The following is a 10,888-nucleotide window of genomic DNA, read 5'->3' as shown; positions in this document are numbered from 1 at the left end:
AGGCCTATGAGGTCGATATGGAAGGGCGCGGTCGCGTTCGGGCTCGTGAACGTGCCGGTGAAGGTGTACTCGGCGACCGAGGACCACGACGTCTCGCTGCACCAGGTGCACGCGGCGGACGGCGGCCGCATCCGGTATCAGCGTGTCTGTGAGCTCGACGGCGAGGTGGTGCCGTACGCCGACATCGACCGCGCATACGACGACGGCGACCGCACGGTGGTGCTCACGAAGGAGGACCTGGAGTCGCTGCCGGCGGAGAAATCGCGCGAGATCTCGGTGGTCGAGTTCGTGCCGAGCGATCAGGTCGATCTGCTCACCCTCGACAAGGCGTACTACCTCGAGCCGGACTCGTCGTCGCCGAAGGCGTACGTGCTGCTGCGGCGCACGCTCGAGCAGACGGACCGCACCGCGATCGTCCAGTTCTCCCTGCGCCAGAAGACGCGGCTGGCCGCGCTGCGCGTACGCGGTGACGTGCTCGTGCTGCAGACGCTGCTCTGGGCCGACGAGGTGCGAGAGGCATCCTTCCCGTCGCTCGACGAGGACGTGAAGATCTCCGCCAAGGAGCTCGAGCTCTCGGCGGCGCTCGTCGACAGCTTCTCGTCCGACTTCGATCCCACCGAGTTCCGCGACGAGTATCAGGAGCAGTTGCGCACGCTGATCGAGGCGAAGCTCGAGAAGGGCGAGAGCGTCGACACCTCGGCCACCTTCGGCGAGGAGGGCGACGAGGGGAAGGACGGCGGCGAGGTCATCGACCTCATGGCGGCGCTGCGAGCCAGCGTCGAGCGCAGTCGGGCGTCCAAGAAGGACGCGTCATCCAAGAGCGACGACAAGCCCGCGGCGAAGCGGAAGAAGAGCTCGAAGGCGTCGTGACCGGATGCGGCGGGCTTACTCGCCCGAGACGGCCTCGTCGCGCTGCTCCTTCTTGACCTTGGCGCGCTCGCGGAAGTAGTGCCAGAGAGTGACGGCTGCGGTGATCGCCACGACGCCGATGAGGATGATGTCGATGTACTCGGTGACGATGTGCGCGACCCAGGGGATGTAGCCGACCAGGAATCCGATCATCGTGAGCCCGAAGCCCCAGAGGATGGCGCCGATGAGGTTGTACAGGCTGTACTTGCGCCACGGCATGTGGCCGACACCGGCGGCGACGGGCGCGAAGGTGCGCACGATCGGCACGAACCGGGCGAAGATGACGGTCAGCCCGCCGAAGCGTTCGAAGAACGCGTTCGTGCGCTCGACGTTCTTCTTGCTGAACAGTCCCGACTCTTTGCGCTCGAAGATTGCCGGGCCGCCCTTGTGGCCGATGAGGTAGCCCACCTCGCCACCGACGAAGGCAGCGAGGCCGATCAGCAGGGCCACGACCCAGACGTTCACGCCGAAGACACCATTGGGTGCCACATCCGAGGAGTGCGAGAGCAATCCGGAGATGATGAGCAGCGTGTCGCCGGGCAGCAGGAAGCCGATGAGCAGTCCTGTCTCCGCGAACACGATGAAGCAGACCACGGCGAGAGCCCAGGGGCCGGCCGCCGCGATGATCGTCTCGGGGGAGAGCCAGGGGATGAGGGCGATGGAGTGCACGGGCGTCCCGTCGATCGGATGTCAGGATGCGGGGCGCGGGTCGCACGCCCCCGTCCCCGTGCGGAAGGTGGGACTTGAACCCACACGCTCGAAAGCACAGGAACCTAAATCCTGCGTGTCTGCCAATTTCACCACTCCCGCGGGTGGGGACAGTCTATCCAGCGCGCTTCGGATCACCTGTGCGTCGCCGCGGGTCGGCGGCGACGCACAGGTCGCGTCAGGACGCGGTGACCTCGCTGACCGCCGTCTCGATGAGATCCGCCACCTCGGTCGGGTGGCTCTGCATCGCGAGGTGGGGGGCGGGAAGCTCCACGATGCCGCGAAGGCCGGCACGCGTGTAGCCGAAGCGCTCGACCTCGGGATTGATCGTGTGGTCCTCGCTGGAGACGATGCCCCACGCCGGCTTGGTCTTCCAAGCGGCGAAGGTCGCGGGCTCGGAGAACGCCGCCGCCGACAGCGGTCGCTGCGAGACGGCGAGTACCTGGGTGCGCGCGAGGTCCACGCCGGCGGCGAAGACCTCGGGGAACGCGGCGATCGCGACCGATACGTCGGTGCCGGGCTCGTCACTGCCGGGCACCGGGTACGGCGTGTAGACCAGGTTGGCGGCGAGCTCGGAGTCGGGGAAACCGCCCTGCAGCTGGCCGAGACTCTCGCCGACCTCGAGCACGTAGCCCGAGACGTAGACGAGGGCGACGACGTTCGCGGCCTCGCCGGCGACGGTGATGACCGCTCCGCCGTAGGAGTGACCCGCCAGCACGACGTCGCCGTCGATGGTCTCGACGAACGCCTTGATGGATGCGGCATCCTCGCCGAGGCTGCGGTTGTAGACGGGGGGAACGCGCACGTCGTAGCCGCGGTCGAGCAGCTCACGGGTGACGGGCGCCCAGCTGGCGGCGTCGGCGAACGCGCCGTGCACCAGGACGATGGTGGGTGTGGCCACGGGACAACTCCTTGCTTCGGGGATGGATGGTGCGGCCGACGCTACGGCGCGACACCCGCCCCGTCTTGCTCGCCCGCGAGCAATGCCGTTCGACAAACTCGGCACCCGGCGGGAGCGCTCCCGGAAATCGAAGCTGACACACGGTCGGAGTGAGCGCTAACATTCGGAGAACCGACGTCGTCGTCGGTCACAGCGAAGATGCCCCCGAAAGGACCGTAGCCCGTGCCCACGTTGCACCGGGCGGCCCCCTTGCGCCGCCGAACATCCCGGACGCTCGCCGTCCCCGTCCTCGCGGCACTGGTCGCCGCGCCACTCGTCAGTCCGTTGATCGCCCACGCCGACACCCCGACCGGCCTCGTCGCGCACTACGCGCTCGATGAGACGAGCGGCACCGTTGCGGTCGACTCGTCGGGCAATGCGCGCAACGCGGCCTATGTGGGCTCACCGACGCTGACCGGCGCGGAGGGTGTGCGTCTGGACGGTTCCGACGACTACGTGAAGCTGCCCAACGACCTGCTGCGGGGGCTGTCTTCGGTGACGGTCAGCGCCCAGGTGCTGGTACGCGCGGAGCAGACGGGCAACCACTTCCTCTGGAACTTCGGCAACACGACGAACGGCATCGGCGACGGCTACCTGTTCGCCACCTCGACGCCGTACCGTGCCGCCGTCGGCATCGGCAACTGGAGCACGGAGCAGGGGCCCAACAGCGGGAGCAATGTGCCCCGTGACGTCTGGAAGACCCTCACCTACACGCTGGACGATGCGACCGACACGTCGCGCATCTACCTCGACGGCGTGCAGGTCGCCGTCAACACGCAGACGACGACGAAGCCGGGTGACATCGGTCAGGGAACGACGACGGCCAACTACATCGGCCGCTCCGCGTACAACGCCGACCGCCTGCTCGCGGGCAGTGTCCGTGACTTCCGGCTGTACGACCGCGCACTGAGCGCGAACGAGGTGGGCGACCTGGTCTACGTCCCGCCCGTGCCAGGAGAGTCGGAGGCCGTGGATGCGGCGCTCGCCGCCCTGTCCGTGCCGAACGCCGACGACGTGCGCGGCAACATCACGCTCCCCGGCTCGTCGAAGGGCCTCGACGTCTCGTGGTCGTCATCGAACCCGGGCGTCGTCGAGACGGACGGCGTCGTCACCCGCGGCTCGAGCGATCAGGCGGTGACCGTCACCGCCAGCGTCACCAAGGGCAACACCACCCGCACGCGCGACATCGCGCTGACGGTGCGCGCCGCGGTCGAGCTGGCGCCGTTCGAGGGGTACACGTTCGCCTACTTCACCGGCAACTCTGTAGAGGGCGAGAACATCTACTTCGCGGCCAGCAACGGCAACAACGCGCTGTCGTGGACCGAGCTGAACAACGGCAACTACACGCTCGCCTCGAACTACGGCGAGAAGGGTCTGCGCGACCCGTTCCTCATCCGCTCTCCGGAGGGCGACACGTTCTACTTGATCGCGACCGACCTCTCGATCGGCCGCGACGGCAACTGGGACCGCTCGCAGCGCACCGGCTCGAAGTACATCGAGGTGTGGGAGTCGCACGACCTCATCACCTGGAGCGAGCAGCGCCACGTGAAGGTCTCGCCCGACACCGCCGGCAACACGTGGGCCCCCGAGGCCTACTACGACGAGTCGATCGGCGAGTACGTCGTCTTCTGGGCCTCCAAGCTCTATGCCGAAGACGACGTCAATCACACCGGCAACACCTACAACCGGATGCTGTACGCCACCACGCGCGACTTCGTCACCTTCAGCGACACCAAGATCTGGCAGGACGACGGCCTGTCGCGCATCGACTCGACGGTCATCAAGGCGGATGGTGTCTACCACCGCTTCACGAAGGATGAGGGCGCCGGCGGCACGGGCTGCAGCGACATCATCCAGGAGCGTTCGACCGACCTGCGCGCGCCGCTGTCGGGCTGGACGATGGAGGACTCGTGCATCGGCCGCGACGCCGGAACCGGTGCGGTCGAGGGGCCGTCGGTGTTCAAGGCGAACCCGGGCGACGTGAACGGCGAGAAGTACTACCTCTTCGTCGACGAGTACGGCGGCCGCGGTTACATCCCGCTCGCCACCGACGACATCGCCGCCCCGGACTGGCAGGTGCCGGCGAACTACCGTCTGCCCGCCAGCCCCCGCCACGGCACGGTGGTGCCGGTGACGGCTGCGGAGCTCACCGCTTTGCGCGCCAACCTGCCGCAGCCGATCTCGGCGAACGAGGACGGCGAGGTCGTGCGTTACGACTTCACCGACGGGTCGGGCACCACGCTGCACGACCGCTCGGGTGCCGGGCGCGACGCCACCATCCAGGGCGGTGCCACGTTCTCGAACGGTGCACTGACCTTCGACGGCTCGAACGACTACGTCGATCTGCCTGACAACCTGCTGGCGGGCCTCACGGATGTGACGGTCGAGACCCGCGTGAAGATCGACGCGGCGCAGCGCAACCCGTACTTCCTGTACTCCTTCGGCAACACCGGCGGCGACGGCAAGGGCAACGGCTACCTGTTCTCCACCGGCAACGACACCTACCGCGGGGCCATCACCACGGGTAACTGGACGGGTGAGCGCAACGCCACATCCGCATCCGCTTTGCCGCGCGGGGAGTGGGTGCACCTCGTGTACACGCTGAGTGGCAACACCGCCCGGCTGTATCTCAACGGTGTGCAGGTCGCCCAGAACGACGACGTGGCCGTGGACCCCGGTGACATCGGGGGAGGCCGTACGCTCGCCAACTACATTGGCAAGTCGGTCTACAACGACGACAACCTCTTCCGCGGCCAGGTGAGCGACTTCGTGCTCTACAACCGGGCGCTCTCGCCGGGCGAGGTCGTGGAGCGTTCGGGTAACACCGAGGTGCTCGGCGGCGTGAGCCTCGCTGACCCGTCGGTGCTGAAGATGGCGCCGATCGTGGATGTGGCCAACCGCACGGTGACCTTCCCGGTCAACCGCGGCACGGACCTCACGAAGCTCCGCCCCGTCTACGCGACGGCGGAGGGTGTGACCACCTCGCCCGCATCCGGCTCGGTGCGCAACCTCACCGCTCCGGTGACCGTGACGCTGTCGCGGGATGGTGCGGAGAACGTCGTGTGGACGCTCAAGGCGGTCGAGGTGAAGACCCCCGTGCTGCCGGGTCTGTACGCCGACCCGAACATCGCGGTGTTCGGCGACACGTACTACATCTACGCGACGAGCGACGGCGTTCCCGGATGGGGCGGCAACACGTTCTACGTCTGGAAGTCCACCAACCTCGTGGACTGGACGCGGTCGACCGAGCCCTTCCTGACGCTCGACGGCGCGAACGGAAACGTGCCGTGGGCGACGGGCAACGCGTGGGCGCCGACGATCATCGAGAAGGGCGGCAAGTACTACTTCTACTTCAGTGGTCACGAGCCGAACGCCAACCGCAAGATGATCGGCGTCGCGGTCGCCGACAGCCCCGAGGGTCCGTTCACGGCCCAGGATCTGCCGATGATCCGCAACGACGAGAGCGTCACGAGCGGGCAGGCCATCGACCCGGCCGCGTTCCACGACCCGGTCTCGGGTAAGTACTACTTGTTCTGGGGCAACGGCAGCCCGCTGTACGGCGAGCTGTCGGACGACATGACCAGCATCGTGCCCGGCACGACCAAGCGGATCTCGGGTCTGACCGACTTCCGTGAGGGGCTGTTCATGAACTACCGCGACGGGCTGTACCACCTGACGTACTCGATCGACGACACGGGTTCACCGAACTATCGCGTGGGCTACGCCACCTCGGCGAGTGTCGACGGACCGTGGACCTACCGCGGCATCCTGCTGCAGAAGGACACCACGCAGGGGATCCTCGGCACGGGGCACAGTTCGATCATCAATGTCCCGGGCACCGACGAGTGGTACATCGCGTACCACCGGTTCGCGATCCCGGGTGGTGACGGCACGCACCGTGAGACGACGATCGACCGCATCCAGATCGGCTCCGACGGACTGTTCCAGCCGGTGGTTCCAACCCTCACCGGTGTGGAGCCGCGGACGGTACCGGGCACCGGTCCCGACCCGGAGCCGAGTGAGTCGCCGTCGCCGTCGCCCGAGCCCAGCGGCTCGGCTTCGCCCGACCCCAGCAGCTCGCCGTCGCCGGAGCCGAGTGGCTCGCCGTCGCCGCAGCCGAGCGGTTCTGCTTCGCCGCAGCCGACTCAGGAGCCTATTGCTCCTCGTGCGTCGGTCTCGACGTCGACCGTCGAGCGTGGCGGCATCGTGAAGGTGACCGTGACGGGTCTTGCTCCCGGTGAGCAGGTCACGGCGGAGCTGCGCAGCGATCCCATCCGGATCGCGGGCATCCCCGCGGCCGACTCGACCGGCACCGTGGTGTTCGACGTGCAGATCCCCGCTGATCTGCCCGCCGGAATCCACACGATCGTGGTCTTCGGTGCTGATGGATCGGAGATCGCTCGTCAGCTGATCACCGTCGTTCCGGCGGGGCAGCTCGCGGCGACGGGAGCGCAGGGACCCCTGGGTGTCGCGCTCCTGGGGTCGCTGCTGATCGTGGCCGGCGGAATGGCGTGGTTCCTGCGCCGTCCGCGTCGCCGGGCGGCCTGATCGCTCGCTGAATAGACGGGGCCGACACGGTATGCCTTTCGGGGCATATCGTGTCGGTCCCGGTGTCTCCCCTCGGCCACGGCAGACCGCCATCCTGAGCGATACGCTGCGGCCAGGGCAACACATGTGGGGAGTGTCGAGAGCATGGACCTGGAAGCTCGCTTGGGGGCGCTGGTGGCCGAGGCGGTCGTGCCTGTGCTCAAGCCGCGCGGCTATCGCAAGAGACGTCTCACCTGGATGCGTGAGACGCCGGATGCGGCGCACGAGATCGCCCTGCAACGCAGCCACGGCAATGGTAGGGATCATCTGCGCATCTACATCGAGGTGGCGGCGTACGTTCCCGCGTTCGATGAGGCGATCGGCCGGTCGGTACCGGCCTCGATGGCGGCGGGCACGGCGCAGTACCGTCAGCGTTTCGAGGACGTCGTCGACTGGCCGTCGCAGTGGATCGATCTCGAAGCGTGGTCGCAGGATGAGCTGGTGCGGCGGCTGCGCGAGGCGATGGAGATCCTCTCAGATCACCTTGATGCCATCCGCTCCGCGGACGCGCTTGCGGCGGCGAAGCTCGCTGTGAGCGCCGGGCTCGACGTCGACCTGTTCGCCTGGTGGTGCGTGACCGCGAACGAGGCTGAGCGCACCGCACAGTACCGGCAGGCGTTGGCGACGTTCGGCGAGGAAGAGAGGTGGCCTCGCCTTCGCGCGCAGTTCGCGACTGTCGCGACTCGGCACGGGCTGAGTCTGCCTGACTGACTCGACGCTCCAGCCTTCCGCCGGGCGTTCCTGTGCGGTGGCTGTGGATAACTCCAGCGCGCGGGGACGCGTCCCGTTCAGGATGCTGCGCATGTCACCGTCGTCCGCTCTCCGCGATGCGATGCCCGCTGAGGCAACGCTCGCCGAACGGGTGCGGGCGCGTCTGCGTGCGGATGGCATCGACCCGACGCGGGATCCCGAGGCGGGAGAGCGGCTGGCTCGGGCCGAGGTACGCCGGCACAACGATGCGGCTCTCGCGCGGGGCGCGGCAACGCTCGACGACGAAGACGCATCCGTCCGCGGTGTGCTCGCGACCGTCGCCGGTTACGGGCATCTCCAGCCCCTGCTCGACGATCCGGAGGTCGAGGAGGTCTGGATCAACGCCCCCGACCGGGTGTTCGTGGCTCGCGAGGGTCGCTCCGAGCGGACCGGCGTGGTGCTCACCGAGGCGCAGGTGCGTGAACTCGTCGAGCGGATGCTGCACGCGACGGGGCGACGTGTCGATCTGAGTCAGCCGTTCGTCGATGCGTCGCTTCCCGACGGGAGTCGTCTGCACGTCGTGATCGGCGGCATCACCCGCAGGCACTGGGCGGTCAACATCCGCAAGTTCCTGCCGCGCTACCGTCGGCTGGCGCAGCTCGTCGCCACGGGCACGCTGCCGCCGCACGTGGCCGAACGGCTGAGCCGCGCGATGCGCCACGGCGACAGCATCCTCGTCTCCGGTGCAACCCACGCGGGCAAGACCACGATGCTCGCGGCCCTGATCGCCGAGTGCGCTCCGCACCAGCGCATCATCACGGTCGAGGAGACGTTCGAGCTCGCGGTCGACGCGCACGACATCGTGGCGCTCCAGGGTCGCCAGCCGAGCCTCGAAGGAACGGGCGAGGTGACGCTGCGACGGCTCGTGAAAGAAGCGCTCCGGATGCGGCCCGATCGCCTCATCATCGGGGAGGTGCGCGACGCGGAGGCGCTCGATCTGCTTCTCGCGCTCAACACCGGTGTGCCCGGTGCCGCCACCATCCATGCGAACTCGGCGCGCGACGCGCTCGTCAAGCTCGCATCCCTTCCGTTGCTGGCGGGACGCAACATCGATCGGGACTTCGTCGTGCCAGCCATCGCGTCCAGCATCGACCTCGTGGTGCACTGCGCCCAAGACACTCGTGGCGCACGGCACGTCGTCGAGGTGATGCAGACGACCGGCGATGTCATCGATGGTGTGGTCGAGGTCGTCCCCGTGTTCGAGGCGGTCTGATGACGATCTTGCTCGGTGCGCTCCTCGGCGCCGGAATCCTCCTCATGCTCGCGCCTCGCCTGTGGCCCGCGAGTGCGAAGACGGACCGCCCCGCGCCGCGGAGATCTCGGGGCGCGGTACTCCTGGCGGAAGCGGGTTTCGCGCACCTGCCCCTCAGTGTGCTGATCCTCGCGTGTGCCGCAGCAACTGTCCTTGCCGCCGCGATCGCGTGGCTGCTGACACAGGTGCCGGCGTTCGCCCTGCTCGCCGCGCTCGCGGGGGCGGCGGCACCCGTGCTGTGGCTCCGCGGCCGAGCGCGTCGGCTCCTCAAGATCCGGCGGGGACTCTGGCCCGACGTCTGCGACCTTCTCATCGCATCCGTGCGAGCCGGCTTTGCGTTGCCGGACGCGCTCGCCTCGCTGCAGACCTCCGCACCCACACCCCTGCGACCCGCCTTCGCGGGTTTCGCAAGGGACCTCGCCGCATCCGGTCACTTCGAGACCAGTCTCGATCGCGTGAAGGTGGCGCTGTCTGACCCTGTGGCGGACCGCATCCTGGAGACCTTGCGGATGGCGCGCCAGGTGGGCGGAACCGAGCTGGTGCCTGTGCTGCGGTCGCTCTCGAGCGCGGTACGGGCGGATGCGGCGGTGCGCGCCGAAGTGGACGCTCGGCAGTCGTGGGTGCGAGGCGCTGCGGTACTGGGGCTCGTCGCACCGTGGGTGATCCTCGTGTTGCTCGCGCTTCGACCGGAAGGCTCCGCCGCTTACTCGAGCCCGGAAGGAGTCGTGCTGATCGTCGTCGGCGCACTCGTCTCAGCCCTCGCATTCCGCATGATGCTGGCGGTCGGCCGACTCCCCGAGCCGCGGAGGTGGTTCGGATGACCCCTGCCGGCGTCACCCAGGTCGCTCTCGCGGTGCTCCTCGGCGGGGCGCTGGGTGCGGGGATCTCACTGATCCTCTGGGCGACGCCGCGGTGGCGTGCGGTGTCGCTCGGGCGCCGCATCGCACCGTACCTGCGCGACGTCGCCGACCCGCGCGGACTGACGCCGCTGCACGCACCCGTGCGCGACGCGGAGGAGAAGCTGGTGCGCCGGCTGGGTGCTCGCGTGGGCGGTGCGGCCGATCTCGAGGTACGGCTCCGACGTGCCGGATGGGCGATGGATGCGGCGGCCTTCCGTGCGCGCCAGCTGAGCTGGGCCGTCGTCGGACTCGTCACCGGGGCGGTCCTGGTCGTCGCCCTTGTCGTCGCCGGCTCCTTCGCCCCCGCGGTCGGCGTCCTTCCTCTGCTCGGAGCCGCGGCGGGGGCGATCGGCTACGACCTGCGTCTCGGTGCGGCCGTCCGGGCGCGCGCGGCGCGCGCGGCGGAGGAACTGCCCACCATTCTGGAGTTTCTCGCGCTGTGCCTCGCCGCCGGAGAGAGCGCGTTCGACGCGATCCGACGCGTCTCGTCGGTCGGCTCCGGCGAGATCGTGACGGAGTTGCGCCGTGCCGTGCTGGATGTCGGAACGGGATCGTCGTTGAGTGACGCGCTCGCCTCCGTCGGGCGGGCGATCGACACTCCCGCCGTCTCCCGCAGCATCGACCAGATCGTCGCGGCCATCGACCGCGGGGCACCGCTCGCGCAGGTGCTGCAGGCTCAGGCGGCCGATGCGCGCGAGGACGCCAAGCGCGTGCTCATCGAGAAGGCCGGTCGCAAAGAAATCTACATGCTGCTGCCGCTCGTGTTCCTCATCCTGCCGCTCAGCGTGCTCATCGCTGTGTTCCCCGGCATCGTCCTGCTGCGGCTGGGGTTGTCATGATCCC

At 68.5% G+C, this 10,888-nt stretch carries 8 protein-coding genes and 1 tRNA gene; 6 read left to right on the top strand and 3 right to left on the bottom strand.

Going from position 1 to position 10,888, the window contains the following annotated elements; all coding sequences use genetic code 11:
* Positions 1 to 6: 6 nt before the first annotated feature.
* Positions 7 to 870 (top strand): non-homologous end joining protein Ku, encoded by an 864-nt coding sequence (gene ku / locus EHF32_RS06110; RefSeq protein ID WP_137417353.1) that lies wholly within the window; start codon positions 7 to 9, stop codon positions 868 to 870.
* Positions 871 to 885: 15 nt separating this feature from the next.
* On the opposite strand, the gene EHF32_RS06105 is transcribed toward ku, so the two are convergent.
* The 3 genes from EHF32_RS06105 to EHF32_RS06095 all read right to left on the bottom strand — a co-directional run bounded on the left by EHF32_RS06105 (position 886) and on the right by EHF32_RS06095 (position 2,518).
* Positions 886 to 1,578, bottom strand: a complete 693-nt coding sequence (locus EHF32_RS06105; protein ID WP_137417352.1) for a DedA family protein — start codon at positions 1,576 to 1,578, stop codon at positions 886 to 888.
* A gap of 59 nt (positions 1,579 to 1,637) precedes the next feature.
* Positions 1,638 to 1,719 (bottom strand) — tRNA-Leu (locus EHF32_RS06100).
* Positions 1,720 to 1,795: 76 nt separating this feature from the next.
* Complete coding sequence (locus EHF32_RS06095) at positions 1,796 to 2,518, bottom strand: alpha/beta hydrolase (protein WP_137417351.1); 723 nt, start codon at positions 2,516 to 2,518, stop codon at positions 1,796 to 1,798.
* A gap of 222 nt (positions 2,519 to 2,740) precedes the next feature.
* Between EHF32_RS06095 and EHF32_RS06090 the strand changes: the two genes are divergently transcribed.
* The 5 genes from EHF32_RS06090 to EHF32_RS06070 all read left to right on the top strand — a co-directional run bounded on the left by EHF32_RS06090 (position 2,741) and on the right by EHF32_RS06070 (position 10,884).
* Entirely contained in the window at positions 2,741 to 7,105 is a 4,365-nt protein-coding gene (locus tag EHF32_RS06090; protein ID WP_238343807.1) for a family 43 glycosylhydrolase, read from the top strand.
* Between the two features lie 144 nt (positions 7,106 to 7,249).
* Positions 7,250 to 7,855 carry a DUF4304 domain-containing protein gene (locus tag EHF32_RS06085; protein ID WP_137417350.1) on the top strand — a complete coding sequence of 202 codons (606 nt, stop codon included), beginning with the start codon at positions 7,250 to 7,252 and terminating at the stop codon, positions 7,853 to 7,855.
* A 91-nt stretch (positions 7,856 to 7,946) separates the two neighbouring features.
* The gene (locus EHF32_RS06080) at positions 7,947 to 9,107 is read left to right on the top strand and encodes a CpaF family protein (RefSeq protein WP_137417349.1); all 1,161 of its coding nucleotides are present in this window, start codon (positions 7,947 to 7,949) and stop codon (positions 9,105 to 9,107) included.
* Complete coding sequence (locus EHF32_RS06075; RefSeq protein WP_137417348.1) at positions 9,107 to 9,967, top strand: type II secretion system F family protein; 861 nt, start codon at positions 9,107 to 9,109, stop codon at positions 9,965 to 9,967. Before EHF32_RS06080 ends, EHF32_RS06075 begins: the two co-directional genes overlap by 1 nt.
* Positions 9,964 to 10,884: a type II secretion system F family protein gene (locus EHF32_RS06070; RefSeq protein WP_137417347.1), complete on the top strand. Its 921-nt coding sequence runs from the start codon at positions 9,964 to 9,966 to the stop codon at positions 10,882 to 10,884. Before EHF32_RS06075 ends, EHF32_RS06070 begins: the two co-directional genes overlap by 4 nt.
* Positions 10,885 to 10,888: the final 4 nt, after the last annotated feature.

Origin of the sequence: Microbacterium sp. RG1, from assembly GCF_005347485.1 — a bacterium.
Taxonomy (GTDB): Bacteria; Actinomycetota; Actinomycetes; order Actinomycetales; family Microbacteriaceae; genus Microbacterium; species Microbacterium binotii_A.
The sequence above is the reverse complement of the archived record's forward strand: the minus strand, read 5'-3'. Positions and strand labels throughout refer to the sequence as shown.

Excerpts from the sequence above, each read along its gene's own strand:
- ku (WP_137417353.1), top strand. The coding sequence starts at position 7 with ATGAGGTCGATATGGAAGGGCGCGGTCGCGTTCGGGCTCGTGAACGTG.
- EHF32_RS06070 (WP_137417347.1), top strand. The coding sequence starts at position 9,964 with ATGACCCCTGCCGGCGTCACCCAGGTCGCTCTCGCGGTGCTCCTCGGC.
- EHF32_RS06075 (WP_137417348.1), top strand. The coding sequence starts at position 9,107 with ATGACGATCTTGCTCGGTGCGCTCCTCGGCGCCGGAATCCTCCTCATG.
- EHF32_RS06080 (WP_137417349.1), top strand. The coding sequence starts at position 7,947 with ATGTCACCGTCGTCCGCTCTCCGCGATGCGATGCCCGCTGAGGCAACG.
- EHF32_RS06085 (WP_137417350.1), top strand. The coding sequence starts at position 7,250 with ATGGACCTGGAAGCTCGCTTGGGGGCGCTGGTGGCCGAGGCGGTCGTG.